Source organism: Bradyrhizobium sp. McL0615 (assembly GCF_049993905.1).
In the GTDB taxonomy this organism is placed as follows: Bacteria; Pseudomonadota; Alphaproteobacteria; order Rhizobiales; family Xanthobacteraceae; genus Bradyrhizobium.
This window is the reverse complement of record NZ_CP188254.1, coordinates 2,400,420-2,424,337: the sequence shown is the minus strand read 5'-3', so window position 1 is coordinate 2,424,337 and position 23,918 is coordinate 2,400,420. Positions and strand designations below refer to the sequence as shown.

Below are 23,918 nucleotides of genomic sequence, written 5' to 3'. Positions count from 1 at the left end.
CGCGGCAGGGAGATTCGCGCCCGGCCAACAGAGATCTGTGTTCCATGAAACTCACGCGCCTCCGCCTCCACGGTTTCAAGTCGTTCGTTGAAGCCACTGATTTCATGATCGAACCCGGCCTCACCGGCGTGGTCGGTCCGAACGGCTGCGGCAAGTCGAATCTCGTCGAGGCGCTGCGCTGGGCGATGGGCGAAACCTCGCACAAATCGCTGCGCGCCGCCGACATGGATGCGGTGATCTTCGCCGGGTCGGGCAACCGTCCGGCGCGCAACCACGCCGAAGTGACCATGACGATCGACAATGCCGATCGCACGGCGCCGGCCGCCATGAATGACAGCCAGGTTTTGGAAATCTCCCGCCGCATCGAGCGCGAAGCGGGCTCGGTCTACCGCATCAACGGCCGCGACGTCCGCGCCCGCGACGTGCAGATCCTGTTTGCGGATGCCGCCACCGGCGCGCGTTCGCCGGCGCTGGTCCACCAGGGCAAGATCGGCGAGATCATTCAGGCGAAACCCGAACAGCGCCGCCGCGTGCTGGAAGACGCCGCCGGCGTCGCCGGACTTCACGCCCGGCGCCACGAAGCCGAGCTGCGGCTGAGGGCAGCCGAAACCAACCTCACCCGCGTCGAGGACGTGATCGGGCAATTGTCCGGCCAGATCGACGGGCTGAAGAAGCAGGCGCGGCAGGCCATTCGCTTCCGCGAAGTCGCCGCCAAGGTACGCAAGGCCGAGGCCACGCTGTTCCATCTGCGCTGGCTGGAGGCCAATGCCGACGTCGCGGAAGCCGGGCATACCCACGACATCAACGTTCGCGAAATGGCCGAGCGTACCCGCGAGCAGGCCGAGGCCGCACGCATCCAGGCGATCCGTGCCTCCGAACTTCCTGCCTTGCGCGAAGGCGAGGCCCGCGCCGCGGCCGGGCTGCAGCGGCTCACCAATGCGCGCGAACAGCTCGACCGTGAGGAAGAGCGCGCCAGGGAGCGTGTCGCCGAGCTTGACCGGCGGCTGACCCAATTCACCGCCGACATCGCCCGCGAGCAGCAGCAGGCCTCCGATGCCGAAGTGGCACTGCAGCGGCTCGACACCGAAGACGCCGAGTTAAAGGAAGAGATCAAGTCGCGCGTCGAACAGCGCTCCGGCATTGATGAACGGGTTTCCGAAGCGGAAGCAACGCTTTCCGCCGCCGAGCGCATGTTTGGCGAACTGACCACTGCGCTGGCCGACCTCACCGCCAAGCGCAACCAGCTCGAGGCCGGCGTCCGCACCCACCGCGACCGGTTGGCCCGGCTCGATCAGGAAATCGCCAGCGTCCAGGCCGACGAGCAGAAACTCAGCAACGAGACCGGCAATCTCGGCGACCTCGACGCGCTCGCGGGCGCCATGGAGACCGCGCAGGAGACGCTGGCCGCCTCCGAAGCCGCAGCCCAAGCCAGCGAGACCGGCCACATCGCCGCGCGGCAGAAGCTCGAATCCTCCCGCGCGCCGCTCACCGAGGCCGACAAGCGTGTGCAGCGGCTGGAGACCGAAGCGCGGACGATCTCAAAACTCGTCAACGGCGAAACCAAGAATTTGTGGCCGCCGATCATCGACGGCGTCACCGTCACCAAAGGTTATGAAAAGGCGCTCGGCGCCGTGCTCGGCGACGATCTCGACGCCCCCGTCGACCCATCAGCGCCGATGCGCTGGACCAATGCGGGCGCAAGCTTCGACGATCCGTCGCTGCCATCAGGCGTCGACCCGCTTGCAGCCCATGTCGAGGCGCCGGCCGAGCTGGCGCGCCGCCTGGCGCAGATCGGTGTCGTGGCGAAGGAGCGCGGCGCGGAACTGGTGTCGCAATTGAAGACCGGCCAGCGGCTGGTGTCGCTGGAAGGCGACGTCTGGCGCTGGGACGGTTTTGTCGCGTCGGCTCACGCGCCGACCGGCGCCGCGCGGCGCCTCGCCGAGCGTGCACGCCTGGTCGATATCGAACACGAGCTGGAGCAGGCCCGGACCGACGCCGCCAACAAGCGGCAGTCGCTGGAAGACGCTGAGGCCGAACTGAAGGCGGCCTCCGCCGCCGAAACCGCCGCTCGCGAGGCCTGGCGGGCCGCACAGCGCGAGGCCGATGCGGCGCGCGAGCGCCATGCCGCGACCGAGCGCGAGATCAACCGGCACGCCGCGCGCAAATCCGCGCTGACCGAAGCCCATACCCGTCTCGCCGCCGATCGCAGCGAAGCGGAAGCCGCGCATGAGAGCGCCAACGCCGCGCTGGCCGAGTTGCCGCCGACACTCGACACCGAGACGCGGCTTGCGGCGGTTCGCAGCGAGATTGAGGGGCACCGCCGCCTTGCCGCGCAGGTGCGGGCCGAAGCCCAGGCGCTGGCGCGCGAAGCCGAACTGGCCGACAAGCGCGTGCAGGCGATCACGGCCGAGCGCACCGAATGGCAGAACCGCAAGCAAAGCTCGGCCTCCCAGGTCGCGACCGTCGAGGCGCGCATCACCGAAGTGACGGCCGAGCGCGCCGAGCTTGACAATGCACCGGCCGTCTTTGCCGAAAAGCGCCGCGCGCTGATCAACGAGATCGAATCCGCCGAAAGCGCCCGCCGCGTCGCCGCCGACGCGCTCGCCGCTGCCGAGAGCGTGATGGCGCAGACCGACCGCGAAGCCAAGGCATCGCTCGAAGCGCTCTCCTCCGCCCGCGAGGCCTGCGCCCGCGCCGAGGAGCGCATGGAGGGCACCAAGCGCCGGCTCTCCGACATCGAGCGGGAAATCCACGACATGCTCGAAGTCGAGCCGCATGCCGTAGCGGGGCTCGCCGAGATCGAGCCGGGCGCGGAACTACCGCCGCTCGCCGAAATCGAGGAGAACCTCGAAAAGCTGCGCCGCGACCGCGAGCGCCTGGGTGCCGTCAATCTGCGCGCCGAGGAAGAACTGCGCGAGGTCGAGACCCAGCACACCGCGCTGACCACTGAGCGCGACGATCTGGTCGAAGCCATCAAGCGGCTGCGCCAGGGCATCCAGAGCCTCAACAAGGAAGCCCGCGAGCGGCTGCTGACCTCGTTCGAGACCGTCAACGAGCACTTCAAGCGGCTGTTCGTCGAGCTGTTCGGCGGCGGCGAAGCCGCACTTCATTTGATCGAAAGCGACGATCCGCTGGAAGCCGGTCTGGAAATCATCGCAAAACCGCCCGGCAAGAAGCCGCAGACGCTGTCGCTGCTGTCAGGCGGCGAGCAGGCGCTGACGGCGCTGGCGCTGATTTTTGCGGTGTTCCTCACCAACCCGTCGCCGATCTGCGTGCTGGACGAGGTCGACGCGCCGCTTGACGACCATAACGTGGAGCGGTTCTGCAACCTGCTGCACGAAATGACCTCGTCGACCGAAACCCGCTTCATCATCATCACGCATAATCCGATCACGATGGCGCGGATGAACCGGCTGTTCGGCGTCACCATGGCCGAGCGCGGCGTCTCGCAATTGGTCTCCGTCGGCCTCGACGACGCCGTGAAGATCCTCGACCAGAACGTGGCGTGACGTCACGCTTCCGTCACCACAAAGGTTGACGTCATCATCCGCGAAGGCGGATGATCCAGTACGCCGCGCGCCGTCGGGGAATATCGACTGCCTCGGAGTACTGGATGCCCCGCCGTCGCGGGGCATGACGACTGAGAGATGACCTCACCCGACCTTCCCGCTGAACTGAAGGCCGCGCTCGACGGCAAGCTGCGCGGTTTTTCGCGCAACGATGCCGCCAGCCGCTCCGCTACGATCTCGAAAACCTATCGCGACGGCGGCGGCTCCGGCGCCATCCGCTCGGAAGCCGATGCGCTGGCCTATGCGTTGACGCGGATGCCGGCGACCTATGCCGCGGTCACGGCCAGCCTGAACGCGCTGGTCGAGATCAGGCCGGACTTTTCGCCAGAAAACCTGCTCGATGTCGGCGCCGGGCCGGGCACCGCGACCTGGGCGGCGGCCGAAACCTTCCCGTCTCTGCAGCGCTTTACGCTGCTCGACGCCAACGACGCATTACGCGCGCTGGCGCTCGGCCTCGTCACCGACAGCTTTCGCCTGCGCGACGTCAGCTACGAACGCGGCGAAGCCCGCGGCGCGCTGGCGAAGGCGGATGCCGCTGACCTCGTCATGGCGAGCTACATGATCGGCGAGATCGGCGATGCCGAACAACGCGCGCTGGCCGGACTGATGTGGGAAAAAACGCGCGACACGCTGCTCGTGGTCGAACCCGGCACGCCTGCCGGCTATGCCCGGATTATCGCGTTGCGTGAGCGGCTGATCGCAAAGGGCGCGCACGTCGTCGCCCCCTGCCCGCATGATGGCAAATGCCCGCTTGAACCGCCCGACTGGTGCCACTTCAGCCAGCGGCTGCAACGCTCCCGCGCGCACATGCAGGTCAAAGGCGCGGAAGTGCCGTTCGAGGACGAAAGGTTCTCCTATGTCGCACTGACCCGCGCACGAATAGAAAAACGTCCGGCCCGGGTATTGGCGCAGCCTGAAGTGACGAAAGCCGAGGTCGTAACGAAATTATGCACGACCGACGGACTTGTCTTTGCAACCGTTCCGCGTCGCGACAAAGCCGCCTATCACCGGGCGCGCAAGCAACGTTGGGGCGAAACGTCCGAAACCGGCACCAGGGAGACTAACTGAGGAAGTCTTCAACTATTTGACCATGGTGATATCGATCTATTATCAAGGATTGCACCTTGATCTGGATCGGGTACATGGCCGAAAGCTATCCTCACATCGAGCGACCAGGCCAAAAACTCGTTTTTGCTTCGCGCGAACCCATGTTCAATTCGGTCGGCTCGCTCGGGTTACTGATCTTCTGTGCAACCCTTGTCGTTGGGATCCACGTCTACGCCTTGGCTGCGGGGAGCACGACGACACCTTCTCTGCCAGAGAACGCAGGTATCTTCATCGCTCTTCTGTTCTTTGCATGCATTTTCTTCCATGTCGTCACCCGGCAATGGATCGCCGAGATTGAACTGATTGCGCGACGGCTCAAGATATCTCGGCGATCTTTCGGCCGATGGACAAAGGCTATTGTCGATTGTTCTCTTGATGAATGCATTGCTTTCGGAACGATCGAATACAACACAGATGGCCACATCACATACGGCGTGTACGTACAATTGACAAACGGCAAGCGACACGCGATCCCGCTGACGAATTCCGGTTTCGCCGAGGCAGCGAGGGTTGCATCGCAATTGTCGGCCGCAACCGGAATACAGCGGGTCGACACCAGATTTTGACCGAATGATCAGTCCCATGGGGGCTCATCCCGCTCTACCAGGCAGCCTTCCTGGCCGGGACGACACCCCGCGTGAACTTATCCCGCCTTACATCCGACTAAAGCCATGCCCCCAACCGCGGGCGGGCTGCCGCGCGCCCGATTTTTCGTCTAGTTTCCCTGCCTCTTCGTCCCACAGGAGTTGTCCGTCATGTCGACCGGCTGGATCGTTCTCGGCGTCATCGTCATCATCGTGCTGTTTGCGTTCGGGGCGTATAACCGCCTGATCGCGCTCAGCCAGCGCGTCGGTCAGGCCTTTGCCGACATCGACGTCCAGCTCAAGCAGCGCCACGATCTGATTCCAAACCTCGTGGAGACCGTGAAAGGCTATGCCTCACATGAGCGCGGCACGCTCGACGACGTGATCAAGGCGCGCAATTCGGCGATGTCGGCACAGGGACCGGCGCAAGTCGGCGCCGCCGAGAACCAGTTGAGCGGCGCGCTCGGGCGCCTGATCGCGCTGTCGGAGGCCTATCCGGATCTCAAGGCCAATGCCAATTTCCAGCAGCTTGCGGGCGAACTGTCCGACCTCGAAAACAAGATCGCGGCCAGCCGCCGCTTCTTCAACAATGCGGTTCAGGAATACAACACTGGCATCCAGCAACTGCCTGCGGCGCTGTTCGCCGGCATGTTCGGCTTTACCCGCAAGGATTTCTTCGACCTCGGCGCCAGCCGCACCGAAGTCGAGACCGTGCCGACCGTGAAGTTCTAAGCTTCGAACACTCCGGCAGAGCAGCAGCGCATCATGGCCGCGTACGGTCTCTACACGCATATCGCATCGAACAAGTTTCGTTCGATGCTGCTGCTCGGCGGCCTGTTTCTCCTGATCTATGTGCTGGTCTTTGCCGGCGCATTGCTCGCGGAAGTGCTGATCCGCAGCGACGCCCCGGTCGACTATTATTTGCGGGCCGCGGCACGCGATCTGGTGACGGCCTTTCCCTATGCGACAGGCGTGGCCGCGCTGTGGATCGTCATCGCATATTTCTTCCATCAAAACATGATCGACGCCGTCACCGGCGGCGAGGACGTGACACGGCAACAACAGCCGCGGCTATACAATCTGCTGGAAAATCTCTGCATCTCGCGCGGCATCCCGATGCCGAAGCTGAAGGTGATGGATAGCCCGGCGCTGAACGCGTTCGCGAGCGGCCTCAACCGGCGGCAATACTCCGTCACGGTCACGACCGGTTTGCTGCAGGCATTGAACGACCAGGAAATCGAGGCCGTGCTGGGCCATGAGCTGACCCATATCCGCAACGGCGACGTGCAGTTGATGGTGATCGCGGTCATCATCGCCGGCGTGGTCGGCTTCTTCGGCGAATTGTTCTTTCGCATGTTCACCAACCTTTCGTGGAATTCGAGCGGCAGCGGCTGGTCATCGTCGTCCTCGCGTTCGTCATCCTCTTCGGACAGCGACAGCAAGGGCTCCGGCGGTGGCGCAATCATCGTTGTGATTATTGCAATCGCCCTGATCCTGCTGGCCTGGCTGTTGTCGCAGGTCGTCAAGCTGGCGTTGTCGCGGTCGCGCGAATTGCTGGCCGACGCCGGCTCGGTCGAACTGACCAAGAATCCCGATGCCATGATCACGGCGCTGCGCAAGATCGAGAACCGCGGCGAGCTTCCCGGCGCAACGTCTGCGGTCATGGAGCTGTGCGTCGACAATCCGCGCGAGGGATTTGCCGACCTGTTCGCGACCCATCCGTCGGTGGATTCGCGCGTCAAGGCGCTGGTGCAGTTTGCCGGCGGTCATGACCCCGGCCCGCTCGCCCTGCCGTCTGATGCGGCGGAGGCCTCCGATGAGCCGAAAGAATCGGAGACCGGGCAACCACCGGTTCCGCGCGGCCCGTGGAGCAACGCCGGCGAGCCTGCCGGCGTTCCGGACCCACGTCCCGGACCGTCGCAAGGACCTTGGGGCCGGCACAGCTGAGCCCTTGCCGCCGCTAATCTGGCAGATTAACAAATTCCGTATGAATCATGGCAGTGGCTGTCTAAGGAATTGAATTCTCCCTTGTTTCTGCCATGTTCGCGCCCAAAGCAGGGAATGGGGCCTACCGATCGCTCCCGCGGTCGAGGACGTTGTTCAAAGGAATTCCATGGCAAAGCCAGTCGTGATTGTGGTGGGCGCGGACAAGGGCGGGGTCGGCAAAACGACCGTGTCGCGGACGCTTCTGGACTATTTCAGCGCCAATAATGTGCCGACCCGGGCATTCGACACCGAATCCCCGCGCGGCACCCTGAAGCGCTTCCACCCCGACATCACCGAGATCGTCGACATGACGACGACCACGGACCAGATGAAGATTTTCGACACGCTGAACGCGGCCAGCCCGTCCGTCACCGTGATCGACGTCCGCGCCGGACTGCTGTCGCCGGCGCTGGCCTCGTTGCGCGACATCGGCTTTCTGGATGCCGCCAAGGCCGGCCAGATCACCTTCGCCGTGTTCCACATCCTGGGCCCCTCGATCGCCTCGCTGGACGAAATCGCCGAGACCGCTGGTTTCATGCAGGGCGCCAAATACTTCCTGGTAAAGAACTTCATCAACGACACCCAGTTCTTCCAGTGGGACCAGGCGACCTACAACTCCTACTTTCACCGCATCAAGGACGCCACCGACCTCGTCATCCCCAAGCTCAACGAAATGGCCTATGAGCAGGTCGAGGTGTCCTCGGTGCCGTTCCTCAAATTCGTCGCCAACAAGGGCAAGGACGACGAAGCCGCGAACTATTCGTTCGTGCTGCGCGGCTATGTCCGGCACTGGCTCGCCAACGTCTGGAGCGAGTTCGACCGCATCAAGCTGACCGATCTCGTCGGCGCCAAGCCTGGCGTGCGCGGTGGTGAAAAATAGTCGGAGCCCCGCCGCGATGGGGGCTGGATTAGGCGAAAAATTCCTTTGATATAGCGGGTGATGAACCCCACGCCCGTCTACATCATCTGCTCGCCGCGGCCGCTGGTCGGCAAGACGCTGCTCGCGCGGCTCTTGAGCGAGTTCCTGCTTCTGAAAGACGGCGCAGTGTCCGGCTTCGACATCAACCTGAAGGAACCGTCGCTGCTGGAATATCTGCCGCGCGTGACCGAGACGGCCGACATCGCGGACACCTTCGGCAAGATGCAGCTGATGGACCGCCTGATCGCCCATGACGGCGTCGCCAAGGTGGTCGACCTCGGCTTTCATGCGTTCGACGAGTTCTTCAAGATGACCAACCAGATCGGCTTCCTGAAAGAGGCCACGCGGCGCAGCGTCGCGCCGATCATCCTGTTCGTGGCCGATACCGACCGCGTATCCGCGCGCGCCTATCCGACGTTACGGGAGCAGATCCCGCTGAATGCGCTGATTACGATCGACAATGAATATGTGGTGCGCGGCGAACTGCCCGAGGGGATGGGCCTGGGGCGGGTGCTGCGAATAACGGCCCTGCCCTCGTTTCTGAAAACCTATGTCGACCGGCAGACCTTTTCCTTCACCGACTACCTGCGCAACGAGAGGGACTCATCGACCGAGCTGCACCAGTGGATCCGCAGGAACTACACCGGCTTACGCGAGCTTGAGTTCAGCCTGCTCGCGCAGAAATCGTGAGCCCCTCCCGGCCGGTTCGACAAGTCGAAATATTATCCGGGTAATATTGACGTCACCCGCCTCGTCAGGTATCGCCTCGGCCTGACCCCAACTGCGAGGCCACCCCGGTGACATCAGACAGAAAGACGGCGATCGCTGCCTACAAGGAGCGGAAGACCTTCGCAGGGGTTTTCGTCATCCGCTGCAAGGCCTCGTCCGAGACATGGGTCGGCCAGACGCCCAACCTGGAGAAGATCCAGAACCGGATCTGGTTCACGCTGCGCCAGGGCAGCCACACCTGCCGCACCCTGCAGGCGGCATGGACGGCGCATGGGCCCGACAGCCTGACGTTTGGGGAATGCGAACGTCTGGAAGACGAAGATACGCCCTATATCCGCGACGCGCTGCTGAAGGAGCGCGCGGTGTATTGGCGGTCGGAGCTGAATGCAGAGGCGGTGTAATCCACTGTCGTCCCTGCGAACGCAGGGACCCATACCGCATTGTGCTCGGGGTTGAGAAGAGATGTCGGTAGCCTGCTCAAACGACCACCGACGGTGGCTATGGATCCCTGCGTTCGCAGGGACGACACGCGGCATGTTCTCGATCGAAAAAACTCAATGCCCCTCGAACGTCATCAGCGTCCGCACCGGAACATCCATCGCGCGCAATTTGTCGGCGCCGCCCAAATCCGGCAGATCGATGATGAAGCAGGCCGCGAGCACGTTGGCGCCGATCTGGCGCAGTAGCTTCACCGCGCCCTCCGCGGTGCCGCCGGTGGCGATGAGATCGTCGACCAGGATGACGCGCTCGCCGGGCTGGATCGCATCGACATGCATTTCCATTTCATCGAGGCCGTATTCCAGCGAGTAGGCGATGCGCACCGTGGTGTGCGGCAGCTTGCCTTTCTTGCGGATCGGCACGAAGCCGGCGGAGACCTGATGCGCCACCGCGCCGCCGAGAATGAATCCCCTCGCCTCGATGCCGGCGACCTTGTCGATCTTCAATCCCGCCCAGGGCTGCACCAGTTCGTCGACCGCGCGGCGGAACGCGCGCGCATCCGCCAGCAGGGTCGTGATGTCGCGGAACAGGATGCCCGGCTTCGGGTAATCCGGAATGGTGCGGACGGTGGCCTTCAGATCGTGATCGAATGTCATGGGTTTCTCATCTCGAAGGTTTCTCTGCCGTCATTGCGAGCCAACGGGTCGGCGCAAAGCGCCGCCCGATGACAGGCTCCGCGAAGCAATCCATTGTGCGGCAAAGCAAGTGTGGATTGCTTCGTCGCTTCGCTCCTCGCAATGACGGGCATCATCAATTGACGGCTCCCAACCGAAAGGCGTTCTCGACGATGCGCAGTCCCACTTCACCGCCGAGCGACATCAGCGATTCCGGGTGAAACTGCACGCCGCCGACCGGCAGGGTTTTGTGTTCGATCGCCATCGCGACACCATCCTCGGTGGTCGCGGTGACCTCCAGAACTTCGGGAACGCTGTCGCGCTCGACAAAGAGCGAATGATAGCGGCCGATCACGATTTCATTGGGCAGATTGTGCATCAGCCGTCCACCGCGGACCTGAACCCGCGACGGCCGCCCGTGCGCGGGGTGGGTGAGCTGGCCGAGTTGGCCGCCAAAATATTCGCCGATGGCCTGGACGCCGAGGCAGACGCCGAAGATCGGCAGTTTTCTGTCGAGCGCGGTCCGGATGGTTTTCGAGATTCCGAAATCCTCCGGCCGGCCCGGGCCCGGTGACAGCACCAGCAGGTCCCAGTTCTTCTTCAGCATCTCCTGGGCATGGACATGCCGGACCACGGTGACGCTGGCGCCGACCTGCCGGAAATAATCCGCCAGCATGTGCACGAAACTGTCGTCATGGTCGATCAGGAGCACCTTGCGGCCCGAGCCGGTGGCATCGGGCGCAAATGCCGACAGCGGTTTCGGCGCGTCGCCGCGCAGCGCCTGGAACAGCGCCGCCGCCTTGACCTGGCACTCGCGGTCTTCCGCCGCGGGATCCGAATCGAACAGACAGGTGGCGCCGACGCGCACTTCAGCGAGGCCATCCTTCATGCGGATGGTGCGGATGGTCAGCCCGGTATTGATGCTGCCGTCGAAATTCACCGCGCCGATCGCGCCGGCGTACCAGCGCCGCGACGAACGCTCATTGTCCTCGACGAACTGCATCGCCCATAATTTCGGGGCGCCGGTCACGGTAACCGCCCAGGCATGGGTCAGAAAGGCGTCGAGCGCATCGAAGCCCGGGCGCAGCATGCCTTCGACATGGTCGACGGTATGGAACAATTTTGAATAGGTCTCGATCTGCCGACGCGCCAGCACCTTGATGGTGCCGGGCACGCAGACGCGCGCCTTGTCGTTGCGGTCGACGTCGGTGCACATGTTGAGTTCGAACTCGTCCTTTTCCGAGTTCAGCAGCTGCCTGATCTGCTCGGCATCGCCGATCGCATCGACGCCGCGCGCAATCGTGCCCGAGATCGGACAGGTCTCGACCCGGCGGCCGTCGGAGCGCACGAACATTTCCGGCGAGGCGGACACCAGAAACTCACCCTCGCCAAGGTTCATCAACGCGCCATAGGGCGACGGGTTGATGCGACAGAGCCGCTGGAACACTTCGGCCGGCGAACGCTCGCAGGACTCGGCGAAGAGCTGCCCCGGCACGGCCTCGAACAGGTCACCGCGCGCGAATGCCGCGCGCGCGACCTCGACGGTGGCCTGATATTCGCCGGACGCGTGGTCGGCAAAGCCCTGCCGCGGCGTTTTGGCGTAAACGCTCTCGGCGGTATCGCGCGGCAGACCCTTGGTGGATTTTTCTTTCCAGGTGAAGTCATAGCTCAGCACCACGCCGCGGCCGGTGGCGCGGTCATAGGCCAAGAGGCGATCCGGCACGTACAGCACGATGTCGCGCTGGTCGCTCTCACGCGCCCGCTTCTGCACGAGGTCTTCGATCTGGAACACGAGGTCGTAGGCGAACGCGCCGAACAGGCCAAGCAGCGGATCATCATTGGCCGACAGGGCGGCGACGAGATCGCGCACCAGCGACATCACGCTGGCCCGTCGCGTGCGCTGGTCTTCCTCGACTGGAGCTGCGCCGCGAATGATGTGGCCGGCCAGCCGCGCCGGGCTTTTCTTGGAGATGACGACGCAAGGCTCGCGCAGCACATCGGCCAGAAACGCGATCAGCACCTCGCCGCGTGCATTCAGCGCAGAGAGCGAAAAGTCGGAACCGACCGTTTCCAGCACCAGCGGCGGATCGGCAAAGCCGAGGTCGAAACTCTCGTAGCGCCCCGGCACCGTGGTGCCGGACGACAGCACGACGCCGCGGCGGCGGTCGAGCAGCTCGATCAGGTCATCGAGGCGCTTGGCATTGCCGGTGAACTGCTCGACGGCACGCGAAATCGCGAGGCCGCCGCTGGTCCGGTACTCGCTATGCTCGGGCAGTGAGAAGGCTGTCCTGTTCATGTGATCCTCTTACGAAACTTCGGGAGGGAGCGCCACACAGGACAAACGAAGGGACCGTCGCACTGCGATGGCGACCTTCGACGATTGAAAAATGAAATCGCACCGGCCACCTCTTTAAGAGGTGCGCCACCAGAGACGGGATGGGCTGACAACGGTGTTCATGAGAGCCTAATCACATCCGCCGCTGATGATGTCAAGGGACTGGACCGGCCGGGAAGCCCCTTCCCGGCCCCATCTTGGGGTGTCGGAACGCGGAAAACTTGCGTAGGATTTGAGCAAGCAGCGGCGCATCCAATGCGCGAAGATTGCAAATGAAGGAGGCGGGCGATGGCATTGCTGGGTCTGGGATATGCCGGGTTCGGAGCTGATAACCTCGAGGATTGGCGGCAGTTCGGGACCGGCCTGGTCGGGCTGCAGGCGGTCGAGCGCGGCAATTCGCTGCTTGCATTCCGGATGGACGACCGCAAGCAACGCATCGTGATCGACCGCGCGATGGGCGAAGGCACACGCTTTTTCGGCTGGGAGGTCGCAGACAGCGTGGCGCTGGATGCGCTGGCGGCGCGGCTGGAAAAAGCCGGCGTGAATGTCACCGCCGAACCGCAGACCTTGGCCGATGCCCGGCGCGTCCGCAGCCTGATTTCGTTTCACGATCCGGCGGGCAACCGGCTGGAGGCGTTTTACGGCCCCGAGATCGACGACACGCCGTTCGCGCCGGGACGATCGATCTCGGGATTCCGCACCGGCCCGCTCGGGCTCGGGCATGCCGTGCTGACGGTCGAGAATATCGAGCCGGTCATGGCCTTCTATGTCGACGTGCTCGGCTTCGGATTGTCCGACTACATCACAAAGCCGTTCCGCGCCTATTTCTTCCACGTCAACGCGCGGCATCACAGCCTCGCCCTGATCGAAACGGGGCGGAACGGCATGCATCATCTGATGGTGGAGCTGTTCTCGCTCGACGATGTCGGCCAGTGCTACGATATCGCGATGACCGAGGGGGACCGCGTCGGCGTCACGCTCGGCCGCCACACCAACGATTTCATGACCTCGTTCTACGCCAAGACGCCGTCGTCCTTCATGATCGAATGCGGCTGGGGTGGCCGCGAGATCGATCCCGCGACGTGGCAGCCGGTCGAGATGCATGACGGCCCGAGCCTGTGGGGCCACGAGCGCGTCTGGCTGCCGCCGGAAGACCGCGTCGTCGCCCGCGAGATGCGCCTGCGCGCGGCGGCGTCGGGATTGCGCGCGCCGGTGCAGGTGATGGAGGGGAATTACAAGCTGATGTCGGGAACGTGCGCGTGGTGGGACGGGGTGAGCGGAAAGAGTTAGGCGGTCGGAAGTGTCGCCCAGCGACCCGCGTCGTCCCTGCGCACGCAGGGACCCATAACCACAGGAAGTTGTTGTTGGGCGAAGTCGTCGAACAGCATTTCCCAAAGCGATAGGCCGCAGCGTATGGGTCCCTGCGTTCGCAGGGACGACAGAGAGATTTACTCCCGGTAACACCCCTGCTCGATCTCTTCGATCAAGCCGCGCGCCTGCGGCTTCCAGCCTAGCTGCCGCGCGCGCTTGGCGCGGACGCGGCTGTTGGAGGCCATCGTATCTTCCGTCGTGCCCTCGCTCCATTCGGCGGCGGCTTCGGCCATCGACATCGCCGTCGGCGGCCCCGCAAAGCCGAGCATGCGGTTGATCGATACGCAGGCCTCGTGCATCGAGTGCTCGCCGTTCTCGGCGTAGTAGAAGCCGCCGGCCGGCGACTTCTCGATGGCAAGCGCGTAGAGGGTCACGAGATCGTCGATATGCACATTCGACCAGACGTTCTCGCCGGGCCCGGCATGCGCCGCGTTGCCGCGTTTTTTGGCCAGCCTGATCAGCAGCGGCACCTGCACGCTGTTCGGATTGGCGCCCAGGCCTGCGCCGTAGATCAGGCTCGGACAGACGATGACGGGATGGCAGCCCTTGTCGCGATGAGCGAGAATGAACTCGTTCAGCGCGACCCGTGCCGCGCGCGCGGGCGATGGCGTGATCGGCGTGTCTTCGTCGAAGATCGCATCTGACCGCTCACCCTTGGCACGCGTGCCGACAATGCTCGATCCCGATGTGTGGATGAACGGCTTGCCGCTTCCGGCAAGAGCATCGAGCAGCGCGACGACGGCCCCCTTGTGATCGGCGCTCGCCGCATTGACGACGACGTCGGCGGCCCGCGCCGCCTGCGCCAGAATTTCTCCGTCGTCGAGCGTTCCCAACACGGGCTGGATGCCCCGCGCGCGAACCGCCTCGGCCTTTTCAGGCGAGCGCACCAAGCCCGTCACCTGATGTCCGGCGGCCATGAGATGCGCCGCCACCGATCCGCCGATATAGCCCGACGCGCCCGTGCAGAAGATTTTCATTCCCATTCCTCAGTCGGTCATGCCGTGCGGCGAATTGTCAGCAAACCCAGAAGCCTGCCGTCGCGATGAAGCCGACGATGGCCGGTGCATCCAGAACATAAGACCACATCGTGCCGAGCCCCACCATGCGCCAGCCCTTGGCCGGCTGGCGCAGCTTGCGATCATAGAACAGCCAGATCAGAAGCCACCATTCGGCAATCCGGACCGGCAGCAGGCCGGCGAGATAGAGGTATGGAAAACCGGATAACGGGCCGCCCGGCTGACGGGCGGAGGGATCGATCAGGAACCACAGCCCGAAATAAGCGGCGCCTGCGACCATTCCGATCAGGGTCCGAACCGCGCCGACCTTCCAGGAAGCGAGGTCGTCGCGGTTGTAACTCATCGACAGGAAATGCGCGGCGGCCGTGTAACCAGCGAATTTGATCGCGCAAAAGGTGGTATAGCCGAGACCGGGAGTGTTGATTCCGGTCGGCATCGATTAATCCACCGCGGCGTCGGTCAAGCCGGACATCTCACCCGAGATGCTTCCTGAAAAACTCCGTCGCCCTGCCCCAGGCCAGTTCGGCGGCCTGACGGTCATGGACGGATTGCCGCTGCTCGTTGACGAAGGCATGCTCGGCGTCATACCGAAAAAGCTCGAGCGACTTGCCGGCGGCCTTCATGCCCTGCTCGAACGCATCGACCACCTGCGGCGTGCACCAGTCGTCCTTGTTGGCGAAGTGCGCCTGCAGCGGAATTTTCACGTCCGCAGGCTTTGCCGCCTGCTCCGGCGGAATGCCGTAGAACACCACGCCGGCGGCAAGCTCCGGAATCTTGGTGGCGCCGATGATCGTCACCGCGCCGCCGAGGCAGAAGCCGGTCAAGCCGACCTTGGCGCCGTTGCGCGACAGATATTGCGCGGCGCCGCGCACGGTCTGCGTGGTGGCGTCCATGAAATCCAGCGAGTTCATCTCTTTGCCGGCCGCGTCCGTGTCGTGATACGGCACCACCGTGCCCTTGTAGAGATCGGGCGCCAGCGCGTCGAAGCCCGCAACCGCGAAGCGGTCGCACAGGCCCTTGATCTGGTCCTGCAGGCCCCACCATTCCTGGATCACGACCACGCCCGGCGCATTGCCGCGTGCGGCGTTGGCGAGATAGCCGCCGGCATCCTTGCCGTCCGGCCGCTTGAAAGTGATGCTGGTACCCATGGGGCTCCTCCGAAAGATTTCTGACTGATTGGCGGCCATTTTGTCCGCAGTAGAGATGGGGCGCAATCCCGTCATTGCGAGGAGCAAGGCAGCCAAAGCCATGTTGCGGGCAACAAAAAAGCCCCCGCAGGGGCTTTTCCGAAATTCGCGATGAAGAGGCGATCAGTGGGCGTTAGCCCAGACCTTCTTCTTGGTGAAGTACAGCAGCACGGTGAGCAGGATCAGGAACACGAACACCTGCAGGCCGAGCGCCTTGCGCGCTTCCATGTGCGGCTCCGCGGTCCACATCAGGAACGTGGTGACGTCCTTGGCGTATTGCGCGACGGTCGCCGGCGAGCCGTCGTCAAAGGTGACCTGGCCGTCGTTCAGCGGCTTCGGCATCTTGATGGCGTGGCCGGGGAAATAGTGGTTGTAGTAGGCCCCTTCCGGCAGCGAGAAGCCGGCGGGCGGCTTGTCCTCATAGCCCTGCAGCACTGCGGCGACGTAGTCCGGGCCCTGCTCCTGATACTGGGTGAAGAAGTCGAACAGGAACCACGGGAAGCCGCGCTTATAGGAACGCGCCTTGGTGATCAGCGACAGGTCGGGCGGTGCCGCCCCGCCATTGGCCGCGCGGGCCGCCTGCTCGTTCGGGAACGGCGACGGGAAATAATCCGCCGGCCGGCCCGGCCGCTCGAACATCTCGCCCTGGTCGTTCGGGCCGTCCTTGATCTTGTAGTCGGAGGCGAACGCCGCAGCCTGCGCCACCGAATAGCCGGGGCCGCCGGCATCGGCGAGGTTGCGGAAAGCAACATAGGACAAAGCGTGGCAGGCGGAGCAGACTTCCTTGTAGACCTTGAGACCGCGCTGCAATGCGCCGCGATCGAACGTGCCGACCGGACCGGAGAACGACCACTTCTGTCCGGGCGGCGAGGTGCCATGATCCTCGGCGCGCGCGTCCTGAACGCTGCCGGCGAACAAACCGCCCGCGACGAGCAGTGCAATCACCGCCGAAGCCATGGTCGCGCTCTTGCCGCCGGACTTTGCCAGCACGTCATCGGCGATCGAATTCGGCACCGGACGCGGCTTCTCGATCCGGGACAGCAGCGGCAGCAGGATCAGGAAATAGGCGAAGTAGCACACGGTCAGGATGCGGCCGACGATCACATAGATGCCTTCCGGCGGCTGGGCGCCGAGATAGCCGAGGCCGATGCAGACGACGACGAACATCCAGAAGAACTGCTTGGCCAGCGGCCGATATTTCGACGAGCGCGTCCTGGCGTTGTCGAGCCAGGGCAGGAACGCCAGGATGACGATCGCCCCGAACATCCCGATGACGCCGGCGAGCTTGTTCGGGATCGAGCGCAGGATCGCGTAGAACGGCAGGTAGTACCATTCCGGCACGATGTGTGCGGGCGTCACGCCGGGATTGGCCGGGATGTAGTTGTCGGCATCGCCGAGATAGTTCGGCATGTAGAAGATGAACCATGCGAAGAACAGCATGAAGCAGGAGACGCCGAACGCATCCTTGATCGTCGCGTAAGGCGTGAACGGCACGGTGTCCTTTTCGGTCTTCGCCTCGACGCCGGCCGGATTGTTCTGGCCCGCCACGTGCAGCGCCCAGATGTGCAGCACCACCACGCCCGCGATCACGAACGGCAGCAGGTAATGCAGCGAGAAGAAGCGGTTCAGCGTCGGATTACCGACCGAATAGCCACCCCACAGCAGCGTCACGATGCTGTCGCCGACATAGGGCACGGCCGAGAACAGGTTGGTGATGACGGTCGCGCCCCAGAAGCTCATCTGGCCCCACGGCAGCACGTAGCCCATGAAGCCGGTCGCCATCATCAGGAGGTAGATGATGACGCCGAGGATCCACAGCACTTCGCGCGGCTCCTTGTACGATCCGTAATAAAGGCCGCGGAACATGTGGATGTAGACGGCGAAGAAGAACATCGAAGCGCCGCTGGCGTGGACGTTGCGCAGCAGCCAGCCGTAATTGACGTCGCGGACGATCAGCTCGACCGATTTGAACGCGAGATCGGCGTGCGGCGTGTAGTGCATCGCCAGGATCACGCCGGTCAGGATCTGCACGCCCAGCATCATCGAAAGGATGGCGCCGAAGGTCCACCAGTAGTTCAGGTTACGCGGCGTCGGATACGCCACGAACGACGAATGCATAAGTCCCATAATCGGGAGGCGCCGTTCGATCCACTTCAAGGCGGGATTGGTCGGCTGGAAATCGGATGGTCCGCTCATTGATGCGATCCTGAGGAAGTAAAACGACGCGACGGGTTGAGGGGTCTCGGACTGGCGTCCGAGCCCTTAGCCGATCTGGATTTTGGTGTCGGAAACGAATGCGTAGGGCGGAATCGGCAGGTTTGCCGGGGCAGGTCCCTGGCGGACGCGGCCCGAGCTATCGTATTGCGAGCCGTGGCAGGGACAGAAGAAGCCGTCGTAATTGCCCTCATGGGCGATCGGAATACAGCCGAGATGGGTGCAGATGCCGATCACGACCAGCCACTGGTCATGGCCCGCCTTGACGCGCGCCTCGTCGGTCTGCGGATCAGGCAGGCTCGCGACCGGCACCGCGCGGGCCTCGTCGATCTGCTTCTTGGTGCGGTTCATGATGTAGATCGGCTTGCCGCGCCAGAACACCTTGATGTCCTGTCCCTGGGCGATCGGGGTCAGGTCGACCTCAATCGGCGCACCGGCCGCGATCGTCGAGGCATCCGGGTTCATCTGGGAAACCAGCGGCCACACGGTGGCAGCTGCGCCTACGGCGGCGACGGCTCCCGTTGCAACAAAAAGGAAATCACGGCGTGTTGGATGGTCCGCCGAAGACGCTGTCGTCACGATTCCAAGCCCTTTCTTGTCTGCAGCCGGCGGAACCGCCCCGGACACGCTGAACACGCGACCTGAAGAGGCTGCCGGCGCCCGCGGCCCCCGCGGCGGCAGAAAAACCACTTTTCCTCCCCCAATCCGGCGGAACAAGCAGTCCAGAATCGTTCTATTGGCACCCTTGCCGTAAGAGCGCAAGCCCGCTATCGGCTCGCAATCGTGCAATGCACTAAATCCGCGCCCGGCCGTGATTTATTCAATACATCTCACCCATACTTCCGAAGCCGACACCATGCAGATTGCGCTCTTCCAGCCGGATATCCCCCAGAACACCGGGACGATTCTGCGCCTCTGCGCGTGCCTGGGCGCGGCCGCCCACATTATCGAGCCGGCCGGCTTTCCGATCTCGGACCGGCATTTCCGGCGGGCGGGAATGGACTACCTGGATCACGTCGCCCTGACCCGCCACGACTCATGGCAAAAATTCGAGCAATGGCGTAACGAGGCGGGTTTCCGGCTGGTGCTGTTTACGACCAAGGGCGCCGGTTCCTATCTGGATTTCAGCTACAGGCGGGACGATGTCCTGCTGTTCGGGCGGGAATCCGCAGGGGTCACCGCCGAAGTCGCCGCCGCGGCCGATGCGCGGCTGGCGATCCCGATCAGGCCGGGCTTGCGTTCGCTCAATGTGGCCATGGCGGCCGCCATGGCATTGGGCGAGGCGCTGCGGCAGACGGATCACCCGGTGGCGGGCGAGACCGGTTCCAGGGAGAAGGTGTGAGCTACGCGGTCAAAGAGATATTCCTGACCTTGCAGGGCGAAGGCGCGCATGCCGGCCGCGCGGCGGTGTTTTGCCGTTTTTCCGGCTGCAACCTCTGGAGCGGCCGCGAACAGGACCGCGCCGGCGCCACCTGCCAGTTCTGCGATACCGACTTTGTCGGCACCGACGGCACGCTCGGCGGCCGCTATGCCACGGCCGATGAACTCGCCGAAACCATCGCCGGGCAATGGACCGGCGAGAATACCAACCGCTATGTGGTCCTGACCGGCGGCGAGCCCCTGCTGCAGGTCGATACCCCCTTCATCGATGCGCTGCATGCGCGCGGCTTCGCCATCGGCATCGAGACCAACGGGACGATCGAACCGCCCGGCGGGATGGACTGGGTCTGCGTCAGCCCGAAAGCCGGCGCCGAACTGGTGGTGCGCCGCGGCCATGAATTGAAGCTGGTGTATCCGCAAGCCGGCGCCGCGCCGGAAGATTTTGCGGGGCTGGATTTCGAGCGGTTTTCGCTGCAGCCGATGGACGGGCCCGAATTGATCGAAAACACCGCGCGCACGGTCGACTACTGCCTGCGCCATCCGCAGTGGCGGCTCAGCCTGCAGACACACAAGACGCTTGGTATCAGATAAGCACTTGGCATCAGGTAGCTCGGCATCAGATAGGAACCAGATTTTCAAGATGTGGGAACTGACGAAATCATTTCGCTTCGAGGCCGCGCATTCGCTGAAGGGGACGACCTTCGGCGCGGCCAGCGAGGAAATCCACGGCCACTCGTTCCGCGCCGAGGTGAGCGTGCGCGGCACGCCAGATCCTGTAACCGGCATGGTGCTGGATCTCGGCCTGCTCGAACGCAGCATGGAAGAGGTCCGCAAGACCCTCGACCACAAGTTCCTGAACAAGATCGAGGCGCTTGGCACGCCGACGCTGGAAAATATCTCGCGCTACATCTTCGAGCGGGTCCAGCACGCGGGCAGGATCACCCGCGTCAGCGTTCACCGCGACAGCTGCAACGAGAGCTGCACTTATTTCGGACCACAGGGCTAGGTAACTTCCACCGTCATTGCGAGGAGCGAAGCGACGAAGCAATCCAGTTCTTTTTCGTGGCACGATGGATTGCTTCGCTTCGCTCGCAATGACGACAGAAAATTTCGGAATCGCACATGGACATGTCCTTGATCGAAGATCGCAAGACGCGCGCGACGGCCTGGTTCGAAGCGTTGCGCAACGACATCTGCGCGGCCTTCGAGCGGCTGGAAGACGATGCCCCCTCCTCGCTCTATCCCGGCGACGCCGGACGCTTTGCACGAACGCCCTGGGACCGCACCGACCATACCGGCAAGCCCGGCGGCGGCGGCGTGATGTCGATGATGCGCGGGCGGCTGTTCGAGAAAGTCGGCGTGCACTGTTCCACCGTGCACGGCGAGTTCGCGCCCGAATTCCGTGCGCAGATTCCGGGCGCGGCCGACGATCCCAGGTTCTGGGCGTCGGGCATTTCGCTGATCGCCCACCTGCGGAACCCGCACGTTCCGGCCGTGCACATGAACACCCGCTTCGTCGTCACCACCAAGGCGTGGTTCGGCGGCGGCGCCGACCTGACGCCGGTGCTGGACCGGCGGCGCACCCAGGAGGACCCGGACACGCTGGCCTTCCATCAGGCGATGAAGGAAGCCTGCGGGGGACCGAACAGCGTTGCCGACTACGACAAATACAAAAAATGGTGCGACGAATATTTTCATCTGTCGCATCGCAAGGAAGCGCGCGGCATCGGCGGGATTTTCTACGACTGGCACGATTCCGGCGACTGGGACGCCGACCTCGCCTTCACGCAGGACGTCGGCCGCGCCTTCCTGAAAATCTATCCCGACCTCGTCCGGCGCAATTTCGCGCATCCCTGGAATGCCGCCGACCGCGAGGAGCAATTGATCCGGCGCGGACGATACGTCGAGTTCAACCTGCTCTACGACCGCGGCACAATCTTTGGGCTGAAAACCGGCGGCAATGTGGATTCGATCCTCTCGTCGATGCCACCGGAGGTAAAGTGGCCATGATTGGACTGTCATGATCGGCTTGTCATGACCGGTCGCTAGGGTGCGAATCGCGTCATGCATTACCAAGGAGCAGATCATGGATTTGAAACCAGGCGATGTCGTCATTCTGAAGTCCGGCGGCCATCCGCTTAGCGTGGTGGAAGTCAACGACGGCAAAGTCGCGTGCGTGTGGATGGGCAATGAAGGCGATCTCTTTCGCGAGACGCTGCCGTTGGCGGTGCTTGAACTCGCCGAGCACGATACGGATGACGAAGAGGAAGACGAAGAAGACGATGACGACGAAGAGGAAGAGGAAGAGGACGAGGACGCCGGCAAGAAAGGTTGAGCGAATTTCGGCGTCGCCCGGCATCCACAGCCCGGCGGCGTCGTTTCTCGGAATTGGACCCCATGCGGAGGATCTGATATTCGCGGCAGATCGGCCGCGATTGTCCGCGGTCGACAGCGCCGAGAGCACAATGGCCGTAAGACGATGACTGAACTCCCCCGCGCCATGCTGATCGACATGGACGATACCATCCTGTCGGCCTATGGACGCCCCGAGATCGCCTGGCACAACGTGGCGGCGGAATTCGCCGGCGAGTTCGGGCCGTTCACCTCGCAACAGGTTGCCACCGCCGTTCTGGATTCCGCGCGCAAATTCTGGGCGGTCGCGGGCGCCGAATGGCGGCTGAAGCTGGATGAGGCGCGGCGCATCACCGTCACAGGCGGATTTGCCGGCCTTGCCGCAGGCGGCCACGCGCTATCAGAGGATCTTGCGGTACGGCTCGCCAATCGCTTCACCGCCTACCGCGAAGAGGAAATGTTCGTCTTCCCCGGCGCGCATGACGCCATCGACGAATTGAAGGCGCGCGGCGTCAAGCTGGCGCTGGTGACCAATGGCGCCGCCGGCACCCAGCGCGCCAAGGTCGAACGTTTTGCGCTGTCGGATCGTTTCGATCACATCCAGATCGAGGGCGAGCACGGTTTCGGCAAGCCGGACGAGCGCGCCTATCTGCACGCCATGCAGACGCTGGGCGTCACTGCATCCGAGACCTGGATGATCGGCGACAATCTGGAATGGGAAGTCGTAGCGCCGCAGCGGCTCGGCATCTACGCCATCTGGATCGACGTGCACGGCGACGGCCTGCCCCCTGCCTCCACCGTGAAGCCCGATCGCATCATCCGCTCGCTGACAGAACTGCTGCCCCGCGAGCGCTGATCGGGCGGCTGAGGTTCCATTCGCCACGCCATCGCACGATCACCTGTAATGTGAGCTGCCTCACAGTGCGGAAGCCTGCAATCCCTGACTGTGTCGACGTTGGTTCAAGGTTGAAGTCCATGGGTTGGGGAGTTCACCGATGCCGAGCGACGACACGCAGAAGCCGCCAGAGGTGGACGACATTGCACCGAAATCCGCCCCGCTGAGGTGGCTCTGGAAGTTCAATCACGGGCTCGACATCGTCAAAGGACTGTCGGCGGTTACCGTGCTGAGCAGCCTTGCGATCGGCTATCTTCAGTACCTCAACGCCTATCAGGACAAGGTCAGCAGCCAGGCCAAGGAAGACATGGCGGCGGCGACCGCCACGTTCACGGAGATCTCGCACGAATTCTCCGAAGCGCAGGCCCTGCAGCAAACCCTGTATTCCGATTTCACCCGCGCCGTCCGCGACAGGTCGGACGAGAGCGACCAGTCACTCGCCACCAAGAACGCGCGCGCGATTTCCGAACGTTATGAAAAGGCGCGGATCGCGCTGCGCGAAAATATCGATGTGCTGACGCGAAAGGCGGAAGTCTATATCGACTGGGCGAGCGACACCTGGCGCGATCCGGCCGACAAACGTAATGTCGATGGCGATCCGCTGTCACGGCAGGTGCTGCGCGACTACGCCTTCGACTGTTCCGACAAGTACAATTTTCCAGCGTTCGGAAACGTGAACCTCGAGGACGACGACACGCCCGCAAAGGAAATTGCCGACAACGAATATTGCGCAATCGCCGAGAAACGGGGCGTTGACGATAAGACCAAGCCGAAAGATGCATTCGTCCGGATCTGCGCCGGCCCCAACGACAAGGACGCCAAGCGGATCTATTGGTACAGCGCCAAGCACCACGTCCTGACGATGCACTACTGCTTCGAGGCCACGCACAACAGGCTGGCGGCGGCGCGGCAATGGGCCTCCCGGAGCGACCGGGACGCCGCGAAGGAAAAGGAAATCGTCGAGCGCGAGAAAGAGATCAACGCCCAACTGGATGATCTGGCTGGGCGGGTCAATGCATTCAGCAGCCTGGCGCTGCATCAGATGGAGCGAATCCGGGTGAAATATCGTCCGGTCGGCTTTTTGTGCAGCGTGCCGCTCGTCCGCAACATACCAAGCGTAAACTGCTTCCCGATCCGCACGGCCTCGCTGATGCGATGACCT

Annotated in this window: 23 protein-coding genes; 16 read left to right on the top strand and 7 right to left on the bottom strand. The window is 63.6% G+C overall.

The features are described from left to right. The first annotated feature begins 44 nt into the window (after window positions 1-44). The 8 genes from smc to ACPPVP_RS11580 all read left to right on the top strand — a co-directional run bounded on the left by smc (window position 45) and on the right by ACPPVP_RS11580 (window position 9,295). Window positions 45-3,509: a chromosome segregation protein SMC gene (smc, locus tag ACPPVP_RS11615; RefSeq protein WP_426534221.1), complete on the top strand. Its 3,465-nt coding sequence runs from the start codon at window positions 45-47 to the stop codon at window positions 3,507-3,509. A gap of 138 nt (window positions 3,510-3,647) precedes the next feature. Beyond that, on the top strand, window positions 3,648-4,637 hold the full coding sequence (locus tag ACPPVP_RS11610) for a small ribosomal subunit Rsm22 family protein (protein WP_426534219.1): 990 nt from the start codon (window positions 3,648-3,650) through the stop codon (window positions 4,635-4,637). Window positions 4,638-4,711: 74 nt separating this feature from the next. Beyond that, window positions 4,712-5,242: a hypothetical protein gene (locus ACPPVP_RS11605; RefSeq protein ID WP_426534217.1), complete on the top strand. Its 531-nt coding sequence runs from the start codon at window positions 4,712-4,714 to the stop codon at window positions 5,240-5,242. A 189-nt stretch (window positions 5,243-5,431) separates the two neighbouring features. Further along, on the top strand, window positions 5,432-5,992 hold the full coding sequence (locus ACPPVP_RS11600) for a LemA family protein (RefSeq protein ID WP_426534215.1): 561 nt from the start codon (window positions 5,432-5,434) through the stop codon (window positions 5,990-5,992). Between the two features lie 33 nt (window positions 5,993-6,025). Continuing rightward, window positions 6,026-7,207, top strand: a complete 1,182-nt coding sequence (locus ACPPVP_RS11595; RefSeq protein WP_426534213.1) for a M48 family metallopeptidase — start codon at window positions 6,026-6,028, stop codon at window positions 7,205-7,207. Between the two features lie 166 nt (window positions 7,208-7,373). Then, complete coding sequence (locus ACPPVP_RS11590; RefSeq protein ID WP_426534211.1) at window positions 7,374-8,126, top strand: hypothetical protein; 753 nt, start codon at window positions 7,374-7,376, stop codon at window positions 8,124-8,126. A gap of 60 nt (window positions 8,127-8,186) precedes the next feature. Then, window positions 8,187-8,855: a hypothetical protein gene (locus ACPPVP_RS11585; RefSeq protein ID WP_426534209.1), complete on the top strand. Its 669-nt coding sequence runs from the start codon at window positions 8,187-8,189 to the stop codon at window positions 8,853-8,855. 107 nt (window positions 8,856-8,962) lie between these two features. After that, window positions 8,963-9,295 (top strand): GIY-YIG nuclease family protein, encoded by a 333-nt coding sequence (locus ACPPVP_RS11580; RefSeq protein ID WP_426534207.1) that lies wholly within the window; start codon window positions 8,963-8,965, stop codon window positions 9,293-9,295. 153 nt (window positions 9,296-9,448) lie between these two features. Here ACPPVP_RS11580 and ACPPVP_RS11575 read toward each other — a convergent pair whose 3' ends face one another. Together ACPPVP_RS11575 and ACPPVP_RS11570 are read right to left on the bottom strand one after the other, a co-directional pair. Beyond that, window positions 9,449-9,988 carry an adenine phosphoribosyltransferase gene (locus ACPPVP_RS11575; RefSeq protein WP_426534205.1) on the bottom strand — a complete coding sequence of 180 codons (540 nt, stop codon included), beginning with the start codon at window positions 9,986-9,988 and terminating at the stop codon, window positions 9,449-9,451. 154 nt (window positions 9,989-10,142) lie between these two features. Next, the gene (locus ACPPVP_RS11570) at window positions 10,143-12,302 is read right to left on the bottom strand and encodes an anthranilate synthase component I (RefSeq protein ID WP_426534203.1); all 2,160 of its coding nucleotides are present in this window, start codon (window positions 12,300-12,302) and stop codon (window positions 10,143-10,145) included. A gap of 327 nt (window positions 12,303-12,629) precedes the next feature. On the opposite strand from ACPPVP_RS11570, the gene ACPPVP_RS11565 reads away from it, so the two are divergent. After that, complete coding sequence (locus ACPPVP_RS11565; protein ID WP_426534201.1) at window positions 12,630-13,631, top strand: VOC family protein; 1,002 nt, start codon at window positions 12,630-12,632, stop codon at window positions 13,629-13,631. 158 nt (window positions 13,632-13,789) lie between these two features. On the opposite strand, the gene ACPPVP_RS11560 is transcribed toward ACPPVP_RS11565, so the two are convergent. From ACPPVP_RS11560 to petA, 5 genes are all read right to left on the bottom strand, one after another. Continuing rightward, on the bottom strand, window positions 13,790-14,689 hold the full coding sequence (locus ACPPVP_RS11560) for an NAD-dependent epimerase/dehydratase family protein (protein ID WP_426534199.1): 900 nt from the start codon (window positions 14,687-14,689) through the stop codon (window positions 13,790-13,792). A 37-nt stretch (window positions 14,690-14,726) separates the two neighbouring features. Continuing rightward, a complete protein-coding gene (locus ACPPVP_RS11555) occupies window positions 14,727-15,164 on the bottom strand; it encodes a hypothetical protein (RefSeq protein ID WP_426534197.1) in 438 nt (145 codons plus the stop codon). 37 nt (window positions 15,165-15,201) lie between these two features. Further along, on the bottom strand, window positions 15,202-15,876 hold the full coding sequence (locus ACPPVP_RS11550; RefSeq protein ID WP_426534195.1) for a dienelactone hydrolase family protein: 675 nt from the start codon (window positions 15,874-15,876) through the stop codon (window positions 15,202-15,204). A 162-nt stretch (window positions 15,877-16,038) separates the two neighbouring features. Further along, entirely contained in the window at window positions 16,039-18,111 is a 2,073-nt protein-coding gene (locus ACPPVP_RS11545) for a cytochrome c1 (RefSeq protein ID WP_426534193.1), read from the bottom strand. 66 nt (window positions 18,112-18,177) lie between these two features. Beyond that, complete coding sequence (petA, locus tag ACPPVP_RS11540) at window positions 18,178-18,708, bottom strand: ubiquinol-cytochrome c reductase iron-sulfur subunit (RefSeq protein WP_426534191.1); 531 nt, start codon at window positions 18,706-18,708, stop codon at window positions 18,178-18,180. A 277-nt stretch (window positions 18,709-18,985) separates the two neighbouring features. Here petA and ACPPVP_RS11535 point away from each other — a divergent pair, with 277 nt between their 5' ends. The 7 genes from ACPPVP_RS11535 to ACPPVP_RS11505 all read left to right on the top strand — a co-directional run bounded on the left by ACPPVP_RS11535 (window position 18,986) and on the right by ACPPVP_RS11505 (window position 23,915). Then, window positions 18,986-19,471: a tRNA (cytidine(34)-2'-O)-methyltransferase gene (locus tag ACPPVP_RS11535; RefSeq protein WP_426534189.1), complete on the top strand. Its 486-nt coding sequence runs from the start codon at window positions 18,986-18,988 to the stop codon at window positions 19,469-19,471. Further along, window positions 19,468-20,100 carry a 7-carboxy-7-deazaguanine synthase gene (queE, locus tag ACPPVP_RS11530; RefSeq protein WP_426534187.1) on the top strand — a complete coding sequence of 211 codons (633 nt, stop codon included), beginning with the start codon at window positions 19,468-19,470 and terminating at the stop codon, window positions 20,098-20,100. Before ACPPVP_RS11535 ends, queE begins: the two co-directional genes overlap by 4 nt. Before the next feature lie 49 nt (window positions 20,101-20,149). Further along, window positions 20,150-20,515: a 6-carboxytetrahydropterin synthase gene (locus ACPPVP_RS11525; RefSeq protein WP_426534185.1), complete on the top strand. Its 366-nt coding sequence runs from the start codon at window positions 20,150-20,152 to the stop codon at window positions 20,513-20,515. Between the two features lie 116 nt (window positions 20,516-20,631). Beyond that, window positions 20,632-21,519: an oxygen-dependent coproporphyrinogen oxidase gene (gene hemF, locus ACPPVP_RS11520; RefSeq protein ID WP_426534183.1), complete on the top strand. Its 888-nt coding sequence runs from the start codon at window positions 20,632-20,634 to the stop codon at window positions 21,517-21,519. A gap of 76 nt (window positions 21,520-21,595) precedes the next feature. Then, window positions 21,596-21,844 carry a DUF2158 domain-containing protein gene (locus ACPPVP_RS11515; RefSeq protein ID WP_426534181.1) on the top strand — a complete coding sequence of 83 codons (249 nt, stop codon included), beginning with the start codon at window positions 21,596-21,598 and terminating at the stop codon, window positions 21,842-21,844. A 144-nt stretch (window positions 21,845-21,988) separates the two neighbouring features. After that, on the top strand, window positions 21,989-22,717 hold the full coding sequence (locus ACPPVP_RS11510; RefSeq protein ID WP_426534179.1) for an HAD family hydrolase: 729 nt from the start codon (window positions 21,989-21,991) through the stop codon (window positions 22,715-22,717). Window positions 22,718-22,856: 139 nt separating this feature from the next. Then, window positions 22,857-23,915, top strand: a complete 1,059-nt coding sequence (locus ACPPVP_RS11505; protein WP_426534177.1) for a hypothetical protein — start codon at window positions 22,857-22,859, stop codon at window positions 23,913-23,915. The last annotated feature ends 3 nt before the right edge of the window (window positions 23,916-23,918 follow it).